The sequence below is a fragment of the Marinobacter caseinilyticus genome, from assembly GCF_011074955.1.
Classification (GTDB): domain Bacteria; phylum Pseudomonadota; class Gammaproteobacteria; order Pseudomonadales; family Oleiphilaceae; genus Marinobacter; species Marinobacter caseinilyticus.
Genome location: NZ_WUQJ01000004.1, coordinates 290,714 through 314,403, shown reverse-complemented (window position 1 = coordinate 314,403; position 23,690 = coordinate 290,714). Strand labels below are relative to the sequence as shown.

23 protein-coding genes are annotated in these 23,690 nt (G+C 59.2%); 12 read left to right on the top strand and 11 right to left on the bottom strand.

Translation table 11 applies throughout. The features are described 5' to 3' along the window. Positions 1 to 111: 111 nt before the first annotated feature. Positions 112 to 801 (bottom strand): phosphoglycolate phosphatase, encoded by a 690-nt coding sequence (locus GRX64_RS01605; protein WP_166263424.1) that lies wholly within the window; start codon positions 799 to 801, stop codon positions 112 to 114. After that, positions 798 to 1,469, bottom strand: a complete 672-nt coding sequence (rpe, locus tag GRX64_RS01600) for a ribulose-phosphate 3-epimerase (protein WP_166263423.1) — start codon at positions 1,467 to 1,469, stop codon at positions 798 to 800. The genes GRX64_RS01605 and rpe overlap by 4 nt, the downstream gene beginning before the upstream one ends. Positions 1,470 to 1,573: 104 nt before the next feature. On the opposite strand from rpe, the gene GRX64_RS01595 reads away from it, so the two are divergent. Continuing rightward, entirely contained in the window at positions 1,574 to 2,548 is a 975-nt protein-coding gene (locus GRX64_RS01595) for a DUF3530 family protein (RefSeq protein WP_166263422.1), read from the top strand. A 6-nt stretch (positions 2,549 to 2,554) separates the two neighbouring features. On the opposite strand, the gene GRX64_RS01590 is transcribed toward GRX64_RS01595, so the two are convergent. From GRX64_RS01590 to GRX64_RS01580, 3 genes are read right to left on the bottom strand one after another with little or no spacing between them, the layout of a single operon-like run. Next, positions 2,555 to 3,310: a molecular chaperone DjlA gene (locus GRX64_RS01590; RefSeq protein ID WP_166263421.1), complete on the bottom strand. Its 756-nt coding sequence runs from the start codon at positions 3,308 to 3,310 to the stop codon at positions 2,555 to 2,557. Between the two features lie 3 nt (positions 3,311 to 3,313). Beyond that, positions 3,314 to 4,003, bottom strand: a complete 690-nt coding sequence (gene murU, locus GRX64_RS01585) for an N-acetylmuramate alpha-1-phosphate uridylyltransferase MurU (RefSeq protein ID WP_166263420.1) — start codon at positions 4,001 to 4,003, stop codon at positions 3,314 to 3,316. A gap of 4 nt (positions 4,004 to 4,007) precedes the next feature. Continuing rightward, the gene (locus GRX64_RS01580) at positions 4,008 to 5,045 is read right to left on the bottom strand and encodes an aminoglycoside phosphotransferase family protein (RefSeq protein ID WP_166263419.1); all 1,038 of its coding nucleotides are present in this window, start codon (positions 5,043 to 5,045) and stop codon (positions 4,008 to 4,010) included. 254 nt (positions 5,046 to 5,299) lie between these two features. Here GRX64_RS01580 and lptD point away from each other — a divergent pair, with 254 nt between their 5' ends. The 10 genes from lptD to GRX64_RS01530 all read left to right on the top strand — a co-directional run bounded on the left by lptD (position 5,300) and on the right by GRX64_RS01530 (position 14,601). Continuing rightward, on the top strand, positions 5,300 to 7,609 hold the full coding sequence (lptD, locus tag GRX64_RS01575; protein ID WP_235937479.1) for an LPS-assembly protein LptD: 2,310 nt from the start codon (positions 5,300 to 5,302) through the stop codon (positions 7,607 to 7,609). 45 nt (positions 7,610 to 7,654) lie between these two features. Further along, positions 7,655 to 8,977 carry a peptidylprolyl isomerase gene (locus tag GRX64_RS01570; RefSeq protein ID WP_166263418.1) on the top strand — a complete coding sequence of 441 codons (1,323 nt, stop codon included), beginning with the start codon at positions 7,655 to 7,657 and terminating at the stop codon, positions 8,975 to 8,977. Next, positions 8,974 to 9,972, top strand: a complete 999-nt coding sequence (pdxA, locus tag GRX64_RS01565) for a 4-hydroxythreonine-4-phosphate dehydrogenase PdxA (protein WP_166263417.1) — start codon at positions 8,974 to 8,976, stop codon at positions 9,970 to 9,972. The genes GRX64_RS01570 and pdxA overlap by 4 nt, the downstream gene beginning before the upstream one ends. Continuing rightward, on the top strand, positions 9,969 to 10,793 hold the full coding sequence (gene rsmA / locus GRX64_RS01560) for a 16S rRNA (adenine(1518)-N(6)/adenine(1519)-N(6))-dimethyltransferase RsmA (RefSeq protein ID WP_166263416.1): 825 nt from the start codon (positions 9,969 to 9,971) through the stop codon (positions 10,791 to 10,793). The genes pdxA and rsmA overlap by 4 nt, the downstream gene beginning before the upstream one ends. Then, positions 10,786 to 11,586, top strand: a complete 801-nt coding sequence (locus GRX64_RS01555; protein WP_166263415.1) for a symmetrical bis(5'-nucleosyl)-tetraphosphatase — start codon at positions 10,786 to 10,788, stop codon at positions 11,584 to 11,586. Before rsmA ends, GRX64_RS01555 begins: the two co-directional genes overlap by 8 nt. 10 nt (positions 11,587 to 11,596) lie before the next feature. Then, complete coding sequence (locus tag GRX64_RS01550) at positions 11,597 to 11,974, top strand: DUF423 domain-containing protein (RefSeq protein WP_427901635.1); 378 nt, start codon at positions 11,597 to 11,599, stop codon at positions 11,972 to 11,974. A gap of 17 nt (positions 11,975 to 11,991) precedes the next feature. Further along, positions 11,992 to 12,192 (top strand): sulfur carrier protein ThiS, encoded by a 201-nt coding sequence (gene thiS / locus GRX64_RS01545; protein ID WP_166263462.1) that lies wholly within the window; start codon positions 11,992 to 11,994, stop codon positions 12,190 to 12,192. An 84-nt stretch (positions 12,193 to 12,276) separates the two neighbouring features. Further along, positions 12,277 to 13,086: a thiazole synthase gene (locus tag GRX64_RS01540; RefSeq protein WP_166263414.1), complete on the top strand. Its 810-nt coding sequence runs from the start codon at positions 12,277 to 12,279 to the stop codon at positions 13,084 to 13,086. 23 nt (positions 13,087 to 13,109) lie between these two features. Then, positions 13,110 to 13,718, top strand: a complete 609-nt coding sequence (gene slmA / locus GRX64_RS01535) for a nucleoid occlusion factor SlmA (RefSeq protein ID WP_166263413.1) — start codon at positions 13,110 to 13,112, stop codon at positions 13,716 to 13,718. Between the two features lie 46 nt (positions 13,719 to 13,764). Further along, complete coding sequence (locus tag GRX64_RS01530; protein ID WP_166263412.1) at positions 13,765 to 14,601, top strand: substrate-binding periplasmic protein; 837 nt, start codon at positions 13,765 to 13,767, stop codon at positions 14,599 to 14,601. Here the strand turns inward: GRX64_RS01530 and GRX64_RS01525 are convergent. The 4 genes from GRX64_RS01525 to GRX64_RS01510 all read right to left on the bottom strand — a co-directional run bounded on the left by GRX64_RS01525 (position 14,584) and on the right by GRX64_RS01510 (position 19,353). Next, on the bottom strand, positions 14,584 to 15,384 hold the full coding sequence (locus tag GRX64_RS01525) for an inositol monophosphatase family protein (protein ID WP_166263411.1): 801 nt from the start codon (positions 15,382 to 15,384) through the stop codon (positions 14,584 to 14,586). The genes GRX64_RS01530 and GRX64_RS01525 overlap by 18 nt on opposite strands. A gap of 69 nt (positions 15,385 to 15,453) precedes the next feature. Beyond that, positions 15,454 to 16,749 carry a pyridoxal phosphate-dependent aminotransferase gene (locus GRX64_RS01520; RefSeq protein ID WP_166263410.1) on the bottom strand — a complete coding sequence of 432 codons (1,296 nt, stop codon included), beginning with the start codon at positions 16,747 to 16,749 and terminating at the stop codon, positions 15,454 to 15,456. A 107-nt stretch (positions 16,750 to 16,856) separates the two neighbouring features. Then, entirely contained in the window at positions 16,857 to 17,594 is a 738-nt protein-coding gene (locus tag GRX64_RS01515) for a substrate-binding periplasmic protein (RefSeq protein ID WP_166263409.1), read from the bottom strand. An 82-nt stretch (positions 17,595 to 17,676) separates the two neighbouring features. Then, positions 17,677 to 19,353 (bottom strand): acetolactate synthase large subunit, encoded by a 1,677-nt coding sequence (locus GRX64_RS01510; RefSeq protein WP_166263408.1) that lies wholly within the window; start codon positions 19,351 to 19,353, stop codon positions 17,677 to 17,679. 624 nt (positions 19,354 to 19,977) lie between these two features. On the opposite strand from GRX64_RS01510, the gene GRX64_RS01505 reads away from it, so the two are divergent. Further along, positions 19,978 to 20,640 carry a response regulator transcription factor gene (locus GRX64_RS01505; protein WP_166263407.1) on the top strand — a complete coding sequence of 221 codons (663 nt, stop codon included), beginning with the start codon at positions 19,978 to 19,980 and terminating at the stop codon, positions 20,638 to 20,640. Between the two features lie 24 nt (positions 20,641 to 20,664). Here GRX64_RS01505 and GRX64_RS01500 read toward each other — a convergent pair whose 3' ends face one another. Together GRX64_RS01500 and GRX64_RS01495 are read right to left on the bottom strand one after the other, a co-directional pair. Further along, complete coding sequence (locus tag GRX64_RS01500) at positions 20,665 to 22,434, bottom strand: hybrid sensor histidine kinase/response regulator (RefSeq protein ID WP_166263406.1); 1,770 nt, start codon at positions 22,432 to 22,434, stop codon at positions 20,665 to 20,667. A 78-nt stretch (positions 22,435 to 22,512) separates the two neighbouring features. After that, positions 22,513 to 23,619: a lipase secretion chaperone gene (locus tag GRX64_RS01495; RefSeq protein WP_166263405.1), complete on the bottom strand. Its 1,107-nt coding sequence runs from the start codon at positions 23,617 to 23,619 to the stop codon at positions 22,513 to 22,515. Positions 23,620 to 23,690: the final 71 nt, after the last annotated feature.

Sequence of the window (23,690 nt, the reverse complement as noted above, 5' to 3'; positions counted from 1 at the left end):
CCACCATCGGGTTGCACGAGTGGTGAGAACGCCTCGCGCTGCAGTCAGATTCAGTCCCTGCACGGCAGGAATCTCCCAAAAGCATAAAAGTGAAAAGAAACACCCATGAGGTTACAAAAGCTCCGCCAGTGAATCAACTACAAAATCGGCGCCCAGGTCATCGACCGGCGTACCATAAGTGTAGCCATAACGAACGGCGACGACTCGCAGCTTGGCGCTGTGGGCCGCCGCGATATCATTCACCGAGTCACCCACCATCAGCGTGGACTCGGGGTCGCCCTTCAGGGTCTGGATGGCGTGGAGCAGTGGTGTTGGGTCGGGTTTTTTCAGTGGCAGCGTGTCACCGCCAATGGCCAAGTCAAACCAGTGATCGAGCCCCATCATTTCCAGTAGCGGTCCGGCAAACACCTGCGGTTTGTTGGTGACAACGGCCAGTTTGCAGCCTTGCTCACTCAACGCCGCGAGAAAATCTTCCACGCCTTCGTAAACAGTGGCCCGCCGGCCGTTAAGACTTGCGTAGGCGGTAAAGAAAAGATCGAGCGCCTGTTGAAAGGTAATGTCATCGGTTTCGCGGTCCTGGCTGTGATCAAACTGACCCGCCAGTGCTCGCCTCACCAGAACACTGGCGCCGTTGCCAACCCACTCCCGGACGCGCGCTTCACCCGCCGGGTTGCGACCCAGCGTGCGCAGCATTTGGTCCGTGGCAGCGGACAGGTCCGGAGCACTGTCCACCAGTGTGCCGTCCAGGTCAAACAGCGCGGTCCTCGGCCACTGGCCGTCGAACAACTCGGTCAGCTTCATTGGGCTTTTGCCAATTCGGCGCGCAGGGTGTCGATGGTGGCTTTGTAATCATCGGTGTTGAAAATGGCGGACCCCGCCACAAACGTGTCCGCACCGGCGGCCGCAATTTCTCGGATGTTGTCGGCTTTTACGCCGCCATCCACTTCCAGGCGGATGTTACGACCACTGGCATCGATACGCTTGCGAGCCTCCCGCAATTTGTTGAGGGTGCCGGGAATGAATTTCTGGCCACCAAACCCGGGGTTCACCGACATCAGCAGAATCATGTCAAGCTTGTCCATGACGTAATCCAGATGGTGCAGCGGGGTCGCCGGATTGAACACCAACCCGGCCTTGCACCCCCCTTCGCGGATCAGTTGCAGTGACCGGTCGACATGGCCGGAGGCTTCGGGATGAAAGGTGATGTAAGTGGCGCCGGCGTCAATGAACATGCGAATCAGATCGTCCACCGGGGACACCATCAGGTGCACGTCAATGGGGGCGGTTACACCGTGCTTGCGCAGCGCTTCGCAGACCATGGGGCCAATGGTCAGATTGGGGACATAGTGGTTGTCCATCACATCGAAGTGAACGATGTCCGCTCCCGCGGCGAGCACGTTATCAACCTCTTCGCCCAGGCGGGCAAAGTCGGCAGACAGAATGGAGGGTGCAATCTGGAACGGATTCATGACGGCTCTCTCGGCTAAACTGAAGTAGGACAGGCAGCGCTCGCTGCGATATAAAGGGTGCTAGTCTAACAGCTTAAAAAGTATTTGGGGTGACGGGGTTGCGTATGCTTAAAAAGCACCAGGGCAAGGCGCGAGTGGCCGGTTGGTCGGCACTGCTGCTTGTGGTTTTCCTGCCCGCCTGGGCTGAGGAATCAACCACGGCGACCGCCGCTTCACCGACGTCGCCACCGTCTGCAAACCCGTCGCCTATGCCGTCACGAGCGATGGTGACACTGGGACTGAACTCCGAGGCCCTGGCCGAGCGTTTTCCCGAGCGTGCGGTTTGGCTGGAGACCGAGCTGTATGGCCGGGCATTGGTGCTGTTTGAACCGGAGCGGGCAGCGAAGGCGGCCGGTGCAGTATTGATGCTGGCCGATGAAGGACAATCGGCGGATACGGGCGTGATTGAGGCGCTGAGACAACCGCTAACTGAGGCAGGTTGGGCGGCCATGACGCTGGGTCTGCCGGCATTGCCGCTGGCGCTGGAGCAGTCGCGCCGGGTTAGGCAAGCTCCGCGGCCGGTAAACACGGCCGATGAGGGCGGCGGTGCAAGCGTTGAGGCCGCTGCCGCGCCCGACTCCGTAATGATTGATGTGATGGACGACGATAAAATAAACGCGCTTGAAGACCGCTACTACAATCGTGTTCAGGCCCAGTTGTCAGCGGCGGTCATGGAACTGACGCGCCGGGGGTATCAGCGGGTGCTGCTGGTTGGATTGGGGCAGGGTGCCATGCAGGCGACCCGGCAGGCGATTGCCGGCAAGGTAATGACGCCGGCAGTCGTGTGGATTGCGCCCGAATTTGACGCCATTGACCGGTCAGCGCTGGTGGACTTGCTGAAAAGTGCAGACGACTTGCCGGTGTTGGAGCTTACTAGCAGCCGGGCGCGAGGCCCGTTTGCCCAGGCGCGAAAAAGTCTGATGCAGCGGGAAGGGATTCGGCGATATCGGCAGCAGCTGGTGGCAATGCCGCCGAGACCGCTGCCCCGGGATGCTCTGCAGCTGGCGAACCGCATTACGGCGTGGGCGAACGATCTGTGAGCGATTTCAACGCCCCGTGTGACGTCTTTTTATGAGTTCCCACGCCGTCTGATAACGCAGCAGGCGCTCTTTAGCCAAAGCCAGTTCGGTCTCACCCAAGGTGCGGTCGAGCTTGTCCGGATGGCACTCCGATACCCGTCGGCGGTACGCCTGTTTCATTTTTTCGAAGGCTTCCCGAGTACTCACCCCCAGTAATTTGCAGGCTTGTTCATAGGTATCGGGCAGCGGTTGCAGCTCCGGCCGGGCAATCCAGACCTTGCGCGCATAGCTGTTCAGTACCTCCTCCAGAATATGAGTTGGCAGTCCCATGTGGTCGATGGCGTCTTCGCAGCGATAGCGGCGTGGTTTGCCTGGCTGCCCCAAAAGCTGGCTGGCATGGCACAGACAAAAAACAATTTGCAGTGCGGGTGCCGGCCACCACCGGTGCGTGATCCGGAGTCGCAAGGCCCGCCAGAATGATAGCGCCGAAGCTTGTTTGCCCTGCTGAAACTGTTCAATGGCCTTGCGCCGTTGGCGTTTGGAAAGGTGAAGGGACTTGATTAAGGACTCGGCGAACTCAATGTCAGCCGGAGTTACCCGACCTTCGGCCTTTGCGACGTAGCCAAGAAAGTAAAACAGGCTGCGAAGGCACCATCTGGGCAGGCGGCCCCGGGCAACCAGATGATGGGCCTGATGGTTGCAGGCATTGAGTTTATCCAGCAGTGCATAAAACTCGGTTTCCGTCCGGGCGGTCAGGACGCCGTCAGAGGGGAGTGGTGTCATCGCTCAGTCACCACTCGCAGGGGCCAGTGCCTTGTCCAGTTCGGCCAGGCGCGCCGGGGTGCCTATGTCAAACCAGCGGCCTCGGTGGTGGACACCGATGACCTGGTTTTTCGCCATTGCGGCTTTCAGTATCGGGGCGAGCCGGTGATGGCCGTGGCTGAGACCCTCAAACAGGTCCCGGCGCAGCAGACTGATGCCGGAAAACGTCAGCCGTCTGTCGCCTTCAGCGACCAGGCGGCCATTGCCATGAAGGTGAAAATCGCCAGCAGGGTGGTGGGTAGGGTTGTCGACCATGACCAATACCGCCTGCAGGTTTTCATCGTCGGGGGGCGCCAGCCCGGAGAGATCAAAATCACTCCAGATATCGCCATTGATGACCAAAAACCAGTCCTGCTCTGCGTCGGTCAGCAATGGCAGTGCCTGTAGGATGCCGCCTGCGGTTTCGAGGGGTTCCCGCTCGCGGGAGTAAGTGATCACCAGGCCATAACGGGCTCCATCGCCCAGGGCGGCTTCAATCTGATCGCCCAGCCAGGCGTGATTGATGACAATCTGGCGAAAGCCTGCAGCTCGCAGCCGCTCAAGGTGATGGACGATAAGGGGCTGGCCGCCTGCCGGCAGTAAAGGTTTGGGCGTTGTCAGCGTGAGCGGCCGCATGCGCTCGCCCTTGCCTGCCGCCAGGATCATGGCATTCACCGGCTCAGTTACCTCCTGCTTCGGAAGTGGCCGGGGCCAGTGTCGCCAGCCTGGGCACCACCACTGATACCAGCCAGCCGTGAAAATGCCGCAGTGCTGCCTGCCGTTCACTGGCTTCCACCAAATATTGAACGGTGCGGGGAATGTCGGCGAGATAGCCGGTTTTTCCATCCCGAATCGCCAGGCGCGCAAAAATACCCGCCGCCTTCAAGTGACGTTGCATGCCCATCAGTTCAAACCATTGGCGGAAGGTGTCAGGATCGGCGTGATGGAGCCCGGCCTCCCGGCTGATGGTTCGATAATGCTCCAGCCATTGTCCCCGGCGTTCCTCCGGCCAGCGCACGTAACAGTCTTTCAGTAAGGACACCAGGTCATAGGTGACGGGGCCTTTGACCGCATCCTGGAAATCAATCACGCCGGGCACCGGGTTGCCGGGCCGCATCAGCAGGTTGCGAGAATGATAGTCCCGATGCACAGTCACCTCAGGCTGGGCGAGCGCGCTCTCGCGCAAAAAGGAAAAAACCGAGTCGAGCATGCAGTGGTCATGACTGGAAAGTTCGATGCCCAACTGTTGGGTGATCAACCAGTCTGGAAACAACGCCATTTCCCGGTCCAGCAAGGCGGTGTCGTAGGGTGGCAGAGGGCAATCCGGGTGGTCCTGAATGTGTTGGATGCGGCACAGTTCAGCCATGGCATGACGGTATATGGCGTCGGCGTTCTGCGCCGTGAGCTGTCCGAGCATGAGATCGTCGCCAAAATCCTCCAGTAATAGGAAACCCTGTTCGAGGTCTTGGGCAAGGATGTCCGGTACCGAGACACCCTGGTTGCGCCAATGGCGCGCGATTGCGACAAAGGGGCGGCAGTCTTCATGGGCCGGTGGTGCGTCCATCGCAATGACGCTGCTGGCGTCGGTGCCGGTCAGGCCGGTCGCGCGGAAGTACCGGCGGAAACTGGCATCGCCCGAAACCGGTGCCAACTGGGCCTGGTCAAAGCCGGGGTGCTGATGAATCCAACGAGTGAGTGCCTGTAGTCGGGTGTCCATGGACGGCTCTGCTGCTTTCTCAGGGGCTGTGAAAGACGAAAGTTAGCAGATGCCGACACAACCCGTAAAAGGGTTTTGCAAAAACGGTTTCCGTTAACAAGCCTGAGCCCGGCGTGTAAACTAGGCGGTCCTTAATACTAGCACCTCATCGGGACAGGGATTCAGCCAACGTGCCAGCTCATTTCAGGAATGCGCACACCCCGCAGCCGTGTCTGCACAGGGTGGGGCGGAGCGCGGCTTGCGCACTTGCCCTGGTGGCCGGCTTGCTCGCGCCTGCCGGTGCCGTGTGGGCGGATGAGTCACCGTCGGCGGCCGAGATTGATTGGCGGCCCAGAGGCCAGTTGCCCGATGCGCAACGCGAAAACTTGCCCGTGTTTTGCCGCGGTGGTTACGTGCAACCCGAAGCCGGTGGCGCGGACTTGTCGCTGGTCGAAGGGCCGACTGGCGGCCAGCCGCTTCAGGCCAGCGGTTTGTTCGCGCGTTATGAAATTGATAAGACGTTGGTTCTGCAAGGTGATGTGCGCCTGCGACAGGGCCAGTTCTCGGTAACCGGGACTGAGGCGCGTTACGATCAGAGTCGTGGTCAGATGGAACTGGCGGGCCCGATTGTCAGCCGGGGTAAAGGCTTTCTGCTGACCGGCGAACAGGCGGATTACGACACGGATTCCGGACGCCTGGGCATCCACACCGCCACTTTTTTGCTGCACGGCGCCGAAATGCGCGGGTCGGCTCTGAGCCTGTCGCGCCCAGCACCTGATCGGGTATCGATCCAGCAGGGTACGCTCACCACCTGCGCACCCAATCAGAACGACTGGTCGCTGGTTGCCTCTGAGATTGACCTGAATCAGTCCGAAGGTGTGGGCACTGCCAAGCACGTGCGACTCGAAATCAAGGATGTACCGGTTTTTTACTGGCCCTACGCCAGCTTTCCCATTGATGAACGCCGCAAAACCGGGTTTTTATACCCCTCGTTTGGCACCTCCAATACCGGCAGCGGCGCTTTTGTGTCCGTACCCTATTACCTCAATCTAGCGCCCGAGTATGACGCCACTCTGACGCCGCAATACATCCACGGTCGCGGTCTGTTCAACGAGGTGGAAGGGCGCTATTTGTCACCCCTCGGGCAGTCGGATCTGCAATTGGGCTACATCGGTAATGATCAGGATTACCGGAGCGAAGTGCCGGGCTCCGATGGCGAACGCTGGGCATTGGACTTTACCACCAGGGCCAATCTGGGTAAGGGTTGGCTGGGCTATGGTGACTACTCGGTGGTGTCCGACAATGATTACCTGAGCGACCTCAATCGCAGTCTGGACATCAACCAGGAAACCCATTTGCAGCGACGGGGCGGCGTGCGTTACCGCGACCGGTTCCAGTTTTTCGAAGCGTACCTGAATGGTTTCCAAACCATCATCGATCGCATCGCCGAGGCGGACAAACCTTATGACCAGCTGCCGGAAGTGTTGTACGGGTTCGACAACCAGTGGGGGCCACTGGCCACTGTGTTCGAAGGGCAATACACCTGGTTTGATCGCGACAACACCGCGTTGACCGGGTTGGATCGAGCGACGGGGCAGCGATTACGGATACAGCCAGAGCTGGCCCTGCCAATGCGCGCCCTCTGGGGCTACACCCGACCTTCGGTCACCCTCGATCACACACTCTACCAGTTGGACGATTACACCCTCGGCGACGGCCGTTTTGACCGCACGGTGCCGGTATTCGAGTGGGATTCCGGATTGTATTTTGATCGTCAGTCCGAGCTTTTCGATATACCCTATAACCAGACCCTGGAACCACGGCTCTATTACGCCTGGGCCGACGCCGATGACCAAAGCTTTATCCCCGACTTTGATACTGCGTTAAAATCATTCAGCTTTGATCAGCTTTTCAAGCGCAACCGATTCAGTGGCGGCGACCGGGTGGGCGACGCCAATCAGCTGACCGCGGCAGTCACCACCCGGTTTAATGATCTGGTGACCGGTGCCGAGCGAGCCCGCCTGAGCCTCGGTCAGGTGTATTATTACGACGCCCGGGAGGTGTCACTGGCGGGTGAAGGGGCCGAGGCTCGCAGCGATTCCGCGCTCGCCGGCGAGGCGGTTTTGCGGCCGCTGCAAACCTTGGACATTCGCACCAGCGGATTGTGGGACCCGCGCATCCATAAGACGCTTGAAGGTCGCAGCCAGCTGGTGTTTCACTCGGAGGATTACCGGTACCTGGCGACCCTGGGACACAGCTATCGTCGCGGAACGTTTGAGCAATCGGATATTGGCGCCGTCTTTCCGGTCACACGTAATGTGAGTCTGATCGGACGGTGGGTTTACGACTCGCAAACCGATCGAACCGCCGGTTCGCTGGCAGGCATTGAATACAACAACTGTTGCTGGAGTGTCCAATTGGTCAGTCAGAATTATCTGACCGATGATCAGAAACTTGAGAACCGCTTACTGTTTCAGATCCAGTTGAAAGGACTGGGCGGCAGTGGTGGTGCGTCGGATCCGATTTCTGACGCCATTTATGGTTTTGAAGAACGAGAACGCCGCCGGTTTGGTTCCCGCTACTGAGGCGGTGGGCTCGAATCGATTTTGCACGTTACAACTGAGGTGACTATGAAGGCGACCCTGCGCCACTGCGCACAAGCCCTGTTTTTTGTGATGGCGCTGATCAGCGCATCCACCGCTCTTGCCGAGCGACAACCGCTGGATCGCGTTATTGCGATTGTGAACGACGACGTGATTCTGCAGTCCGAGCTGGACGCTCGCGTGAGTACCATTGTGTCCCGGCTCAACGCTCAGGGTACGCGGCTGCCGCCCAGCGACATTCTGCACGAACGGGTCCTTGAACAGCTGATCACCGACTCGATCCAGCTTCAGATGGCCAACAGAGTGGGGATGCGGATCAGCGACAATGAACTGAACGATACCCTGCAGAACATCGCTGCCCGCAACAACATGACATTGGCGCAGTTTGAGATGCAACTCAGCCTCGAAGGCATGAGTTATCGGGCCGCCCGGGAGCAGATCCGTCGTGAGATGCTGCTCAGCCGCGTGCAGCAACGTAACGTGGACAACCGGGTACGGGTGACAAACCGGGAGGTCCAGAATTTCCTGGCGGCTTCAACCGCACGGGGCGACACCGGTATTGAATATCAGCTCGCCCACATCCTGATTGCGGTTGACGACTTCAACAACCAGGCCGAAGTCGATGCGGCTCAGGAAAAAGCCAACAGCCTGCTGAAGATGATTCGCTCGGGTTCTGATTTTCAGAGCCTGGCGGTGGCCGAATCCGACGCCAGTAATGCCCTGGAAGGGGGCGTCATGGAATGGCGGCCAGAAAATCAGTTGCCTTCCCTGGTGTCCGATGTGGCGCCCAAACTGGCGGAAGGGGAAGCGTCGGAGGTGCTTCGCAGCGGTAGCGGTTTTCACATCATCACGGTGCTCGACAAACGTGGCGGTGATCAGAAATTGGTGGAGCAATCCCGGGTGCGCCATATCCTGATACGGCCGACAGAGACCGTATCGGATGCGGAGGCGGAAGCGCGTATAGAAGCGCTGGTGCAGCGCATCAAAAACGGTGAAAGCTTCGCCGCCCTGGCGAAGGAATACTCGGATGACCCGGTGTCCGGCTCGGACGGCGGCAACCTGGGCTGGATCGGCGGTGGTGAAATGGTGCCTGCGTTTGAAACCGCCATGAATGAAGCCGCCGTTGGGGAATTGAAGGGGCCGTTCCGTTCGCGTTTTGGTTGGCACATCCTTGAGGTTCAGGAGCGTCGTAACAAGGACATCGGTGGCGAAGTGAAAGAAGCCGAGGCCCGACAAGCCCTGTATCGCCGCAAGTTTGAAGTGGAGTTGCAAAACTGGTTGCGTGAAATTCGTGACGAAGCCTACGTGGACTTCAAGAACGAAACCAAAGGCGAAAGCGAGACCTCATGAGCGCATCCGTGACCCTGGCGCTCACAGCCGGTGAGCCGGCAGGCATTGGACCCGAGCTGTGTCTTCAGGTTGCCAGCGGTGACCGAGAAGTCGGTCTTGTGGTGGTGGCCAGTCAGGAATTGCTGAGGGCTCGTGCCGATCAGTTGGGGTTGGCGATTGTGCTGGAACGCTGGCGGCCGGGTACTCCGGCGACGTTGGCGGCCGGCCGTCTGTCGGTGCTTCCGGTCGACGGTCTGGTCAACGCCGCCCCCGGGGTGCTGGACACGGGTAACAGTGCCTATGTACTGGCTACGTTGGAAACGGCCACCCGAGGCTGCCTTGACGGCACCTTTGACGGCATGGTGACCGCTCCGGTCCACAAAGGCGTGATCAATGACGCCGGTATCGCATTCAGTGGCCACACCGAGTTTCTGCAGGCGCTGTGCCGGGTCGAACGAGTGGTGATGATGTTGGCCACCGAAAACCTGCGGGTGGCGTTGGTGACCACGCATTTGCCGCTGAAAGAGGTGTCGGCAGCGATTACGTCGGAGCGTCTGAGCCAGGTGACCCGAATCCTGAACCAGGATCTGCAGCGCTGCTTTGGCATCCGTCATCCGCGCATTCTGGTGGCCGGGCTTAACCCTCATGCCGGTGAAGGCGGGCACTTGGGGCGCGAGGAAATCGATGTCATCGAGCCCACGCTCCAGCATCTGCGCGGGGAGGGTATTGATCTGATCGGCCCGCTGCCGGCCGATACTTTGTTCACGCCGCACTGGCTGGACAGCGCCGATGCCGTGCTGGCGATGTATCACGATCAGGGTTTGCCGGTGTTGAAGTATCAGGGCTTTGGCCGGGCGGTGAACATCACGCTGGGCCTGCCAATTGTTCGCACGTCAGTTGACCATGGTACGGCGCTTGATCTCGCCGGTACGGGTCGAGCCGATGCGGGCAGCCTTTACACTGCGATTGCCGTGGGCGCCGAGATGGCCCTGAGTCGGCAGGGAGTATTATCGTGAGTCGCAAGCAAGGGCATCAGGCCCGCAAACGTTTTGGTCAGAATTTTCTGCACGACGCCGGTGTGATCGAACGGATCGTCCGTTCCATTCATGCCAAGCCGGACGATACCATGGTGGAGATCGGCCCCGGTCTGGGCGCCTTAACCGAAGAAATCCTGTTGGTGAATCCCAACCTGCACGTTGTCGAACTGGACCGTGATTTGATTCCCGTGCTGCGAACCAAGTTTTTCAATTACCCCGGGTTCCAGATTCATGAGGGTGATGCGCTCAAGTTCGACTTCGCTCAGTTGGTTACCGATAAACCGTTACGGATTGTCGGTAACTTGCCCTACAACATTTCAACTCCGCTGATCTTTCATCTGCTGGGCCAATCCGGAGTGGTGCAGGACATGCACTTCATGCTGCAGAAAGAGGTGGTTCAGCGCCTGGCGGCGGTGCCCGGCGATAACAATTATGGCCGACTCGGCATCATGGCGCAGTACTTCTGCAAGGTACAGCCCTTGTTCGAAGTCGGCCCCGGAGCTTTCAGGCCGTCCCCCCGGGTGGATTCTGCCATTGTCCGGTTGGTGCCGCACAGGACATTGCCGCATCCGGCCAAAGATCTGAAAACGCTCCAGGCTGTGGTGCGGACGGCGTTCAATGCCCGACGCAAAACCTTGCGAAAAGCCCTGGGCAGCCTCATTTCAGCTGAGCAACTGAACGACCTCGGGATAGACGACGGCTTGCGACCAGAGAACCTGACGCTGGCGAACTACGTCACCATCGCCGATGCCCTGACCAGCGCCGGCGCGCCGGCGCAGCAGGAACGTTCGGATGACTGACTATGCCATAGGCGACATCCAGGGCTGTTACGAGCGTCTGCAGGAGGTGCTGGCGACCATCGGCTTCAGCGCCTCCAGAGACCGACTGTGGGTCGCCGGTGACTTGATCAACAGAGGGCCGTCATCCCTGGCGACCCTGCGTTTTATTGAAAGCCTGGACGGTGCTGCCGAGGTGGTGCTGGGTAACCATGACCTGCACTTGTTGGCGGTGGTACTGGGCGGTCACAGACCTCGTGGCAAAGACACGCTGGGTGATCTGTTGCGGGCGCCCGACCTGGATCGACTGGTCGAATGGTTGCGTCAGCAGTCGCTGTGCGTCTATGACCCCGACCGTGACATCCTGATGGCCCACGCCGGACTGCCCCATATCTGGAACGTCGAACAGGCACTGGGTTATGCCAACGAGGTGACGTCGGTCATCCGGGGGCCGGCATCGGTCGAATACTTTACCCACATGTACGGTAACGAGCCGGAGTGTTGGCGCGAGGACTGGACCGGCATGGCGCGCTGGCGGCTGATCACGAATTATTTCACCCGCATGCGATTCATTGCCGAAGATGGCACACTGGAATTGAACACCAAAGAGTCGGCTGACCATGCCCCGGTCGGGTTTGCGCCCTGGTTTGACTATCCGCGCCAGGACCAGACTCGCATCATTTTCGGCCACTGGGCGGCGCTTGAAGGCAGTACCCCCAGTGATCAGTTTATCGGTTTGGATACCGGCTGTGTCTGGGGTGGGGCGCTGACTGTCATGAATCTGGATACTGGGGAGCGAACCCACTGTGATTGTTAACTCAGGCGAAATTCTACGCTGGCCGCTGGTGGTTGGCGCTGTGCTGGTACTCTTTGCGGTAATGGCCGGGGCTTTCGGCGCCCATGGCCTGAAAAACCTGATCGATGCCCAAGGACTGGCGGTCTTTCAAACCGGTGTGACCTATCAGGTTTACCATGGCTTGGGGTTAATGCTGGTGGCGATTCTTGGGGGCCTGGACCTGTCCCGGCAGTTACTCGGGTGGGCCGCGGCATTTTTCACCTTGGGCACGGTCCTATTCAGCGGCAGTCTTTACCTGCTGGTGCTTACAACCCAGCCTTGGTTAGGTCCGGTTACCCCAGCTGGCGGTCTGTGCTTCATGGTGGGCTGGGTCATGGTGATCGTCGCCGGCCTCCGGCCCAGAGCGTGACAGGAGTCAATACGATGATAAAAATTCAGGTGAATGGGGCCGTTGCCGAGGTGCCGGTCGATGCCACCGTTGCGGTGCTGCTGGATCAGTTGGCAATAACAGGCAAGCGGTTGGCGGTTGAAGTCAATGAAGACATCGTGCCCCGCAGTCAACATGGCAGCCGTAAACTCCACCCAGGCGATCGAGTCGAAGTGGTCCACGCTATCGGAGGCGGCTAAACTCTGCAGCCGACCACACCCTCGTGACTGACGGGCACACGTCCGTCGTTCCAAAACAGATATTTCGAAGGACAAAGGTGTTGAATGCGCGAATCAACAGATGACCGATTACCCGAAGACAAACCTCTTGAGATAGCGGGTCACGTTTATTCATCGCGCCTGCTGGTAGGTACCGGTAAGTACCGCGATATGACCGAGACCGCCGAGGCCATTGAAGCCAGTGGGGCGAATATCGTGACCATGGCGGTACGCCGAACCAACCTGGGGCAGAACCCTGACGAGCCAAATTTACTGGACGTGATTTCGCCGGACCAATACACGCTGTTGCCCAACACCGCGGGCTGTTACAGCGCCAAAGACGCGGTACGGACCTGCCGACTGGCGCGGGAGTTGCTGGACGGTCATGACCTGGTGAAACTGGAAGTGTTGGGTGAAGAGAAAACGCTTTACCCCAACATGACCGAAACCCTGATTGCGACCGAAGAGCTGGTTCGTGACGGGTTCAAAGTGATGGTCTATTGCTCCGACGACCCGTTGTTGGCAAAACGCCTCGAAGACATGGGCTGCGTGGCGGTGATGCCGCTGGGTGCGCCGATCGGGTCCGGGCTCGGTATCCAGAATCGTTACAATATCCGGCTGATTGTCGAAAATGCCAAGGTCCCGGTGTTGGTCGATGCCGGTGTGGGCACTGCCTCTGATGCCACGATTGCCATGGAGTTGGGCTGTGACGGGGTGTTGATGAACACGGCCATTGCCCAGGCCAAAGACCCGGTGCGGATGGCGCGCGCCATGCGGCTGGCGATCGAGTCCGGCCGCGAAGCGTATTTGTCGGGACGGATGCCGAAAAAATTATATGCCAGTGCATCCTCTCCTCTGGACGGCACGTTTTTCTGATTTGACCCTGGACCGATGTAACCATGACCCAGCCCGCACCCAGTCGCCGTGATCTTATCCTTCAGGCCTTGGCCGGCTTGCTTGAAAGTGAGCCCGGCGCTCGCATTACCACTGCGGGGCTGGCCAAGCGCGTCGGTGTCACCGAAGCGGCGTTGTATCGGCACTTTCCCAGTAAACGGAAAATGTTTGAGAGCCTGATTGAGTTTGCCGAAGACGCCGTGTTTTCCCGGTGCCAGATCATTCTGCATGAACAGAACGACGCCCGCACCCGGCTCCGGCAACTGGTGCATTTGGTGTTGGTGTTTGGTGAGCGCAATCCCGGGTTATGTCGGGTGCTGACCGGTGCGGCGTTGGTGGGTGAGGACGATGGCTTGCGGCGCCGTGCTTCGCAGTTTTTTGACCGCCTTGAAACCCAGGTGCGACAGATCCTCAAGGAAGGTGAAATGCGTGAGGGCCTGCGCGCCAGGAACTCCGCCGGTCGCAGTGCTGACTGGGTGATGGTGTTTGTCGAGGGGCGCATTCAGCGTTTCGTAAGGTCTTCATTCGAGCGACTGCCCAGCACCGGGTTTGACGACGCCTGGACGATGACGGTCGGTAGTGTTTGGCAAGACGAAGCCGTGGAATCCAGCTAGACTCCACTTAACGTTTTCACTCATTACCCGACAGCGATGGACAAGAATGTCTCTTTGGCTCCGTGACCCTGCAAGTGTAGTGGCTTTGTTTGCCGTCATTCTGGGGCTGGCGGCTCCGGTCCTCGCAGATGATAAGGATCGTCGCCCGGTTGTGACCATAGCGACCGGTGACTGGCAACCCTATGTGGATTCCGGCAGCGCCGATTACGGTCCGCTCGGGCGGGTGATCAAGGTTGCATTCGATCGCGCCGGTTACGATGTGCAATACCAGGTCTTTCCCTGGACTCGCAATGCCATGATCGTGGCGAATGGCGATTTTGATGCCATGATGCCTTACTACTGTTCCGAAGCGCGGGCCAAGGCCTACCTTTGCAGCGATGCGATTGTGGCCGGAGAGCAGGTGGTTTTTCACCGGACCGACACCCGGTTTGACTGGTCCGCCATTGACGACCTTAGTGGCTACAACATTGGTGCCACGCTTGGTTATTTCTATGGCGGTGCGTTTGAGCAAGCTGAGCATTCGGGACAGTTACGAGTGGTTCGTATCGCGGAAGACGAGCGCAACCTCAAGTTATTGCTGAGAGGCCGGATCGACTTATACCCGCAGGATCTGGCCGTCGGCTATGGCATGATTCGCGTGCTGTTTCCGAAGGAATACTGGCACAAGCTGACCCACCACCCCCGGCCACTGCATTCCGAACCATTGCATCTGTTGTTCAGTCGTGCGACCGGTCGCGGCGAGCAGTTGATGAAGACCTTCAATGACGAACTCCAGACCCTACGCGACAGCGGCAAACTGGACCAGTTGCTGAGCCCGATCTATGCCGATCAGAGGGCCGTGATGGGCCTGGAATCGACCTTACAATCAGGCCCTGCTGAGTAACGCCTGCAACTCGTGAAACAGTTTCGGCGCACTGATCAGAATATCCTGCCCCCAGAGATCGTCAGGATAACCGTCCGGCACCGCACTGAAATGCCCACATTGGGCTCCGGCTTCCAGAGCAATGAGGCGGGCAGCGGCAAAATCCCACGGGCTGACGGACTCGTAATAGGCGTCCAGTCGACCGCAAGCAACCCAGCAGATATCCAGCGCGGCCGAGCCTATCCGACGCAAATCACGACAATGGTGAATCATGACGTCCAACCGCCGCATCAGGGGGGCGAGTTGATCTTTGGTGTAGGGGAACCCTGTCGCGAACAGGGCATCCCGCGGCCTGTCAGCATCGCTATGCTTTATCGCCCGGCCATTTAGCAAGGCTCCCCTACCCGCGATGGCGGTGAAGGTCTCCTCGCTGAACGGCGCGTGGACGACAGCAACCTGAACCCGGCCTTTCTCCGCGTAGGCAATGGATACCGCAACTTGCGGATGACCGTAGGCGTAGTTCACGGTGCCGTCGATGGGGTCCACAATCCACAACGGTGACTGAATGTCCTCGGCCAGCGATTTATCCGGCGTTGACTCTTCGGACAAAATGCGGTGGCCGGGGAAGCGGGCTTTGATCGCGTCGGAGATCAGGGTGTCGGCCATGACGTCGGCGTGGGTCACCAGTTCGGTCTGCTGCTTGTAGTCCGTGCGCAGGGTATTGGTTCGGCGTTCATGGGCCACCAGTTTGCCTGCTTCCCGGGCGATCTGTTCCGCGAACAGGCTGATTTCGTTCAATGACACAAAATGGTCCTTTGGGTGGAAGGGTTACCGGCGGGGCGACACCTCAGGGTGTCGCCCCCATCGGCCGTCTTACAGTTCGCCCAGCCAGGCTTCGAGCTTGTCCATGGCCAGTTTCAGGCGTGGGCAGGCCGCATTGATAAAACCGTCATCCAGTGGTTTTTCTGCATAGTCACCACCGGCCAGTGCCAATGCAGCGGTGCCATCAAAGTCGACAAAGGCCAGGCGGGCACTGAGTTGGTCGGGAACAAAGCCAAAATCACTGGCGGGAAGAATGGCAATGCCCGTGTCTTCCAGCAGGACCTGGCAGAGCGCTGGGCTGGTTTTGATGTCTCGCTTCGCCAACCCGTCCCGGTAGGCGGAGAAATCAGGGAACAGGTAAAACGCCCCTTCCGGTTTCTGCGTGGGTACCTTCATGTCGATCAGGCGACGGTGCAAATATTCCCCCACCACTTTCAGCACGCGTCGTGATTGCACCAGATAGTCATCCAGGTCTGCGCCACCGTCGAACGCGGCGATGGCCGCGTGTTGGATCGGTGCGCTGGTGGCCGTGTAGGTTTCACTGGCGATAATCGCCATGGCATCCTGCAGGGGCCGCAACTCGGCCGGGAAAATAAACGTACCCAGTCGCCAGCCGCCCGCGCCGGCCCATTTCGACAGACCAGTACTGATAATGGTGCCTTCGGGATAGTAGCGCGCAATGGATTTGTGCCGCCCTTCAAAATGGACTTCGCCATAAATTTCATCGGACAACAGGATCAAACGGTATTTGCGAGCCACATTGGCGATTGCCAGCAATTGGTCGTCCGTGTAAGTGCAGCCAGTGGGATTGGATGGGTAGTTGAGGATCAGTATCCGCGGTCGAGACGGGTCGTCCCGGCAGATGATGTCCAGTTCCTCAGCGGTCAGTTGCCAATTATTCTCCGCGTGGGTGGGCAGCCAGTGCACCGAGCGCCCGATGATGCGAGCCTGGGGAGCATAGGAAACCCAGCTCGGGCGCGGTATCAGGAGGTCTCCGTAGTACGCCAGCTGCAGGATGAAGAGCAGTTCTTTCGAGCCCGGGCCAATCAGCACATCTTCCCAGGTGCAACGCATGCGCTCACTGCGATTGATGTAGCCGGCGATGGACTCACGCAAAGACCTCAGCCCCTTGACAGGCAGGTAGTCTTTTTCATGGGCGTGATCACGCAGTGCCGCCACGACGCGGTCGGGGACCGGGAATGGGGACTGGCCCAAACCCAGCTTGATGATGTCACGGCCCTCGGATCGGAGCTGGTTGCTGAGCTCATTAATGCGCAGGGTGGCCGAGGGCTGAATGCCGCGTACATTCAGGTTGATAGCGAAACGGTGGTCGTTCTGGATATCCATGGGGCAGGTCCATGATTGCGAAGTGGCACTGTCAGTATAGGAAACCGAGCGCAGAGTTTGGCAATTTTCGGGTAGGGGATTGCCGAAGACCTGATGGCGTGCTGAGGCTATGATCCGCTGCGAAGCTCCATGAGTGTCTGATTGAACGCATCACGCAGCGCTTCGGCGTTGGGTGCCAGGCGTGAGAAGGCGGCACGAAAGGGGCGGGCTTCACCAACCGACTTCGGCAACGCCTGCAGGTTGGTCAGCTCCGGCAACAAGCCCGAGTGCTGGGAGATCAGATGGTCACAAACCGAGCGCTCGCAGATAAAGGCGTCAATTCGGCGGTAGGCCAGCATTTTCAAACTGGTCAGTTCCGGCTGTTCGTGACTGACCCGGGTCACTCTCACGCCGCTGAGCTCCAGCCACTCCATAAAGACCGGCGCATAACTGTAAGAGGCCGATACGCCGATTTTCAGATCGACCAGGTCGTCCAGGTGTTGCCATTGAATACCGGCATCCTTGTGGACAAAGAACACATCCCGAACCTCACTGATGGGGTCGGTGAAGTAGTAGTGCAGGTTGCGCTGATCGGAATAGGTCAGCGAATAGATCAGATCGGCTTCACCTCGTTGCGCTTGATTCTCGGCCCGAATCCACGGCAACAACTGGATATCGGGCTCGAACCCCATGGCGATGACGACATCACGAACGGTGTCGGTGTCTTTCCCGGTGATACGTCCCTTCTCGGAGTACTCGAACGGCGGGTATTCCGAGGTAACGATTCGCAGCACGGACGGCTCGCTCGCCCAGGTCTGCGTCGTGGTCACCATCGACATCAGGCACAAAACAATACCGCGTATCATGAAGCCGCTCGGTGCGTCGGTTGGTCAGTAACAGGCCGGGCAGGGTGCGACATCAGTATGAAAGTGCCGCAACGGGCTGCGGTTACAGATTGCACGTTAACTGACTCAGCTCTTCGTTGAATACGCGCCTGTTTTCAGAGTAATCCACCGGCACCTCAACCAGTTGAATGCCGCCGGCGGCGAGGGCCTTTTCCAGCGTGGGCCGGAGTTCGGCGGCGGATTGAACGCGATGGCCGGTGGCGCCATACGCTTCGGCGTATCGGACGAAATCCGGGTTTTGATAATCCAGACCAAATTCAGGAAAATCGTCCTGGGCCTGCTTCCACTTGATCATACCGTAGGCGTTGTCGTTGATGATCATTACGACAAGATTGAGTTTCAACCGGACGGCGGTCTCCAGTTCCTGGCTGTTCATCATGAAGCCGCCATCGCCACAGATGGCCATCACCTTGAGGTGCGGATACAGCATGGCCGCCGCCATAGCGCTGGGGAGCCCTGCGCCCATGGATGCGAGGGCATTGTCGAGCAGGACTGTGTTGTTGTCGTAAGCGGGATAGTTGCGGGCAAACCAGATCTTGTACATGCCGTTATCCAGCGCAATGATGCCATCATCTGGCATGATTTCGCGGACATCGTGCACGATACGCTGGGGGATGATCGGGAAGCGGTCGTCGTGGATGCGCTCCGCCAGATGGTTGTCGGCTGCCAGCTTTACCGCCATCAGATTGCTGAAATCATGGTGATCACTCTGGCCGCAGTGTTCCGCGAGCCAGTCCACGCTGTTGGCGATGTCGCCAACCACCTCGTGCTGAGGGAAGTACACCGGATCCACGTCGGCCGGGCTGAAGTTGATGTGAATGACCTGTTTGCCACCCGGCGTCATAAAAAAGGGCGGTTTTTCCACCACGTCGTGGCCGACGTTGATCACCAGATCGGCATGGTCAATCGCACAATGAACGAAGTCGCCGGCGGACAGCGCCGCGTTGCCAAGATAGCGTGGATGACGTTCATCCACGACACCCTTGCCCATCTGGGTGGTGAAAAATGGGATGCCTGAGGCATTGACCAGATGAACCAGTGCCTGCGATACCCGCTTCCGGTTGGCGCCGGCGCCAATCATGAGCAACGGGTGCTTGGCAGAGAGGATCATGTCACAGGCTTGCTGCAGGCTTTTCACACTGGCGGTCGGGCGCCGGGCATCGCTGGGGTGAAAGATGTGGGCGTCCCCGGCGGCCTGTTCGGCGGCAATGTCTTCCGGCAACTCCAGATGGACCGCGCCCGGGCGCTCTTCGGTGGCGAGTCGAACGGCCTCCCGGAGTTTGGCGGGTATGGTGGCGGCGTTACTGATCTGGCGTGTGTATTTCGTCAGCGGCCGCATCAGATCGACGGTATCGATAATCTGAAACAAGCCCTGCTTGGACGACTTGATCGGTTTCTGCCCGGAAATCATCAGCATCGGCATGGCCCCGAGGGTGGCGTAAGCCGCCGCCGTGACCAGGTTGGTTGCGCCGGGGCCGAGTGTGGACATACAGACCCCGACCTTGCCCGTCAGTCGGCCATAGGTGGCCGCCATAAAACCGGCCGCCTGCTCGTGCCGGTTGAGAATCAGTTCGATGTTGGAGGTGCGCAGGGACTCAAGCAGGTCCAGGTTTTCCTCACCGGGTACGGCAAAAACATACTTAACGCCTTCGTTCTCAAGCACTTTCACGAAAAGGTCGGAGCCTTTGATGGGGGGACTGCTGTGATTCGATGACGTCATGGTGGCTCCGGTGGCGTGGCGGCAGTGGGTTGTGAGACTGAAAGACTACTAAACAGTTGACCATGATACAAAACGGATGGGCTTGTCTGCAGTGATCGTCGCGCCTGATGAAGTCGTCAAATGTTCAAGCTGAAGCGTTGACGGGCAATACTGCCTCGGTCAAGTACGCGAAACGTCACCGAACGCCCGGCGTGTATTCAGGCAGTGCGGGGAAACGTTCGTGGCAAAAAAAAAGCGGCGTTGCTGGCGCAGCGAATTACAACGGCCGGGGCGGACCTGAACACTTGGGACCTCCGGAAAATCGCCATAACGGGAACGTGATCGGTACGGACACCCAACCGCTGAGGCGCATACGGTCCAATCGTCGTGTCATGGTGGGAAGCATGATGGGAAGCATTGCTCCGGTCCCGACCGAGTTACGCCAGGTGGCACAGTCCTGTCGACATCGGCACAGTGAGAGTCGCCCGATGGCTCCCTGGCTGTGTGTCTGGGTGTCGTCATTGGCGAAGCAATCATTGTCGACTAAGTCACAAATGCGTTAATTGACTAACCGCCGAAGCCGCCGTGCCTGCGTATAGTAAGAATGACCGCAACAATAAAAACAGGTTTGACGCGGAGTCGACAATGGAAACGCTAACGGCGGACGGTGCAGATACTCACGGTGCACCGACGACCAGTCATTTGCCGCTCGCCCGGGTACTGATTGTGGACGACCACCCGTTCTTCGCCCATGGCCTGGGGGGCATCCTGATGCAGGAAAATCTGGCGCTGTCGGTGGGCAATGCCGCGTCGGTACCTGAAGCTCTGGAATATGTGCGAGATTATGGCGATACCACACTGGTGCTGCTGGATCTGACATTGCCGGGTGAAGCTGGTTTGTCGTTGCTGCGTGCACTGGAAAAGGTTGGCGTGCCGCTACCGGTGGTGGTCATTTCAAGTCGCGAAGACGAAACGGCGGTTCGGGCCGCGAAGGCGGCAGGTGCGGTGGGGTTTATGCCAAAATCATCGGGCCGTCGAACCCTGATCCGAATGATTCAATGCGTCAGCGCCGGCTCGTTATTTTACCCGTCACTGACCTTAACGCCCGAAGGCCCCGACCCATTAACACCCCGCCAACTGGACGTATTACGCTTGTTGGCAGACGGGTTCCCGAACAAGCGCATTTGCCAGTCCCTGGACCTGACCGAACACACGGTCAAAACACACCTCAAGGCCATCTTCACCCAACTCGGGGTTCACAATCGCACCGAGTGCGTTGCCAGGGCTCAATCGCTCGGTTTGCTCTAGCGCCCTGTCTGACCGTTGTCTTCATCAACTGAGGTCGGTTTCCTCGAGGCAATCTGTCGAGCGGGTCAATTGCAGGATCGCGGCCCTTAGCCGCATGGGCGACAGCGGCTTGTGCAACACCCAGAGGCGCTGCTTGTAATCAAAGCCCTGTGGCAGACTGGTATCGGCGGTCATCAGGATTCCGCCCCGGAGGACCTGATCGCTGAACAGTCGCTGAAACAGAGCCTGACCCGACATGCCCGGCAGGTGAAGGTCACTGATCAGGATGTTCGCCTTGGACGGTCGATCTTCGGTCAAGGCCTGCTCGGCCGTCGCGAACGCGGAGGCGGTGTAGCCCCAGCTGCGGAGTGTTTCACAGAGCCAGTGTCGGGCGTCATCATGGTCTTCGACCACCACCAGCTGACAGCGGTCACTGCGGGCCCCGGACAATACGGCAGGGGCGCCGATGTCCGCTGCGAGCTGTCCGGAAGCCGGGAAACTGACCCAAAAACAACTGCCCTGCCCAGGCTCCGAATTAACACCGCAGGTGCCGTCCATCAGTTCGGTCAGTTCTTTGACAATGGCGAGCCCTAGGCCAAGGCCGGGCGGCTGCAAATGGTTGTTGACGTCGGCGCGGAAGAAGGCATCAAAAACCTGTGTCAGTGTTGCTTCATCAAGGCCCTGACCATCGTCCAGAACCTCAAAACGTACCTGTTTGCCGAGCGGACGGGCGCGAATAACAACACCCTTCGCGCCGCTGTGCTGGAGGCCATTGAACACCAGGTTCTGCAGTACACGGTGGAGCAGTTGCGGGTCGGCGACCACACCGATGTGTGGGGCGACTGGCGACAGGGTCAGTGTGATCTGGCGATCCGTCGCGTCGTCAAGGCAGGTGTCGATCAATTGCTGCAGTGCCAACCCGGCGTCGAGGGGTTTGAGCTCCGGCGTCACCATCCCTTCCCGGATTCGTGAAATGTCCAGCACCGAAGCCAATAACCCGTTGAAATGCACCACCGAGGTTTTGAGCTTGGCCACCAGGCGCGATTGGGGAACAGGTAATCCCTCACCGCTGAGATTCTCTAGCATCAGGCTGATCACATTGAGTGGTTGCCTCAGGTCGTGACTGGCGACCGTAATCAGGTGGGTTTGACGGGCGCTGTCCTGTTCGGCCTCGCGCCGTGAGGCATCGAGCAACTGGCGGTCCAGGAAGTGGGAACGCTGGCGATACTCACTGAGCCAGGAACCCACCATGCCGGTAATATTGGCGGTGACAATAAAAAATCCGTTGATCGTCAGCTGCGCCGGTTCGGTCCCCACACCGAGCTCCATAATCAGGTACATCAGTATAATGAGGGCGGATGCGAGCGAGGCGGTACGAAACGGCATGCCCATCACCACATAGCCGAACATCACCATCAGAAGAATGCCATCGTAGGGCATCGGGTAGGGTTGCAGGCGAGCCAGGGCAATGATCGCAACCACACTCACACCGCCGGCTATGTATGCCAGCACGTAACACCGGACAAAGGTCGTCAGGGGGACCCTGTGGTAGGACAGCCACCATACCAGAGCAATCACCGGGCAAGTAAAGAACACTCGCACGGCCATGGTCTGGCGGGCAAGTTCCGGCGGTAGCATGATGACATCCAGCAGGGTATAGAGCAGAAACAGCGCCAACGCGCTGGCGGAGACGGGCCGCGAGCGTTCACGTAATCCGTGATCCCGCTCGGCTCGGTAATGTTGCTCGAGGCCGGCATCGAAGCGGAGCCGTCGAAAACCCGCGGCCCTTTGCTGTTGGAGTTGCGTAATGATCATGGCAATGGCGGCCGGATGGGTCGAGTCAGTCGCCCCAGTCTAGCTCAGCGCCGGCAACGAGGGTGGTATTACTGCACATTATGGCGAATCCGAACCGATGGCTTTCAGGCGGGCCCAGGTGCGGGTTTTTTCATCGTTAAAATGAGTGGTCAGCAATTCGGTTTTGCGGGTTTCGATGTCGTCCGCGGCCAAACCCGCGCTCTGCAAACGATTCAGCTCGTTCCGGTAGTGCTCGTAGTCTTCCTGAAACTGTTCCCGCTCGGTCAGATAGGTTACGACTTCGTCTGCCTGGCTCGGCTCCAGGCCCAGTTCGCGCAGCCGTTGCCCGGCCTCTTCCGGTGAGGACGCTTCCGCTAACGCCTCCTGGCGCTGCACCTGCGTGTCGGCTTCGTCCATCAGGCGAGTTTCGGTTTGACGAATGACCTCGGGCAGCTGCTGCCGATGCCAGGCCTGGAGCGTCGACTTGGCGTTGGCGGACAAATCGTCGCGCTGCTGAATACGGATGGTGGCGAGTGTGTAGTCACCATAGGCCTCCTCAAGTCCGAAGAACGCTGCGTGGGTCGTCGGGTTGAAGGAAGCGCTGCGCAATTGCTTGAGGTCGCCCAGGGCCTGCTGGAGCATAGCGAGTTGATAACCGGGGTCGTTTTGGCGGCTCGGGTCCAGGGCGATATTGCCCAGCGCCAGGGCCTGGCGCTTGTAGTCCAGATATTGATCCAGCAACGCCAGAGCCTGTTCGGCCGCGGCCTTCGGCAGGCTTGACCGCGCCAATGTTTCAATTTCACTGAGGGTGCGCTCGGCGGAAACTTCGCCGATGGTGTTAAGGAAATAGTCAAAAAAATCACGGGTGGCCAGGTCGACAATCAAATGGCCGTTGGCATCGGCCTTTAGGTGCCCGTCTATGTCGGTACCGGCCAGCGAATTCGCGAAGGGGTGTTCGCCAAGGCTGGCGGGGGTTTGATGGGCGCCCGCCCGGGGGTTGCGATCAGTGACCGATGGCACCTGGGACGCGACCTTGCTGGCGGGTGCGGCCGTGTTGTTTGCCGACGCCAGCGGGTTCGTCTGAAAGGCCGAATCGCTGATGGTGGGCGGGCTTCCCAGCGGCAGCAGCCACACGCCACCAATGACGAGTGCACTGATTGCCACAGCGGGGATCGCGGCTTTCTTCAGGTTCCGGGCGGTGGCCATGACGTAGGGTCCTGTCGGTCGATAAATCAACCGCCAAGGGCCGGCAGCGGGGCCGACCCCTGGCGGGTTAA

Excerpts from the sequence above, each read along its gene's own strand:
- pdxA (WP_166263417.1), top strand. The coding sequence starts at position 8,974 with ATGAGCGCATCCGTGACCCTGGCGCTCACAGCCGGTGAGCCGGCAGGC.
- GRX64_RS01540 (WP_166263414.1), top strand. The coding sequence starts at position 12,277 with ATGCGCGAATCAACAGATGACCGATTACCCGAAGACAAACCTCTTGAG.
- GRX64_RS01580 (WP_166263419.1), bottom strand. The coding sequence starts at position 5,045 with ATGGACACCCGACTACAGGCACTCACTCGTTGGATTCATCAGCACCCC.
- GRX64_RS01500 (WP_166263406.1), bottom strand. The coding sequence starts at position 22,434 with ATGATCATTACGCAACTCCAACAGCAAAGGGCCGCGGGTTTTCGACGG.
- GRX64_RS01510 (WP_166263408.1), bottom strand. The coding sequence starts at position 19,353 with ATGACGTCATCGAATCACAGCAGTCCCCCCATCAAAGGCTCCGACCTT.
- GRX64_RS01555 (WP_166263415.1), top strand. The coding sequence starts at position 10,786 with ATGACTGACTATGCCATAGGCGACATCCAGGGCTGTTACGAGCGTCTG.
- GRX64_RS01570 (WP_166263418.1), top strand. The coding sequence starts at position 7,655 with ATGAAGGCGACCCTGCGCCACTGCGCACAAGCCCTGTTTTTTGTGATG.
- GRX64_RS01595 (WP_166263422.1), top strand. The coding sequence starts at position 1,574 with ATGCTTAAAAAGCACCAGGGCAAGGCGCGAGTGGCCGGTTGGTCGGCA.
- GRX64_RS01520 (WP_166263410.1), bottom strand. The coding sequence starts at position 16,749 with ATGGATATCCAGAACGACCACCGTTTCGCTATCAACCTGAATGTACGC.
- GRX64_RS01590 (WP_166263421.1), bottom strand. The coding sequence starts at position 3,310 with ATGACACCACTCCCCTCTGACGGCGTCCTGACCGCCCGGACGGAAACC.
- GRX64_RS01515 (WP_166263409.1), bottom strand. The coding sequence starts at position 17,594 with ATGATACGCGGTATTGTTTTGTGCCTGATGTCGATGGTGACCACGACG.
- GRX64_RS01530 (WP_166263412.1), top strand. The coding sequence starts at position 13,765 with ATGTCTCTTTGGCTCCGTGACCCTGCAAGTGTAGTGGCTTTGTTTGCC.
- rpe (WP_166263423.1), bottom strand. The coding sequence starts at position 1,469 with ATGAATCCGTTCCAGATTGCACCCTCCATTCTGTCTGCCGACTTTGCC.
- slmA (WP_166263413.1), top strand. The coding sequence starts at position 13,110 with ATGACCCAGCCCGCACCCAGTCGCCGTGATCTTATCCTTCAGGCCTTG.
- GRX64_RS01505 (WP_166263407.1), top strand. The coding sequence starts at position 19,978 with ATGGAAACGCTAACGGCGGACGGTGCAGATACTCACGGTGCACCGACG.
- GRX64_RS01605 (WP_166263424.1), bottom strand. The coding sequence starts at position 801 with ATGAAGCTGACCGAGTTGTTCGACGGCCAGTGGCCGAGGACCGCGCTG.
- GRX64_RS01495 (WP_166263405.1), bottom strand. The coding sequence starts at position 23,619 with ATGGCCACCGCCCGGAACCTGAAGAAAGCCGCGATCCCCGCTGTGGCA.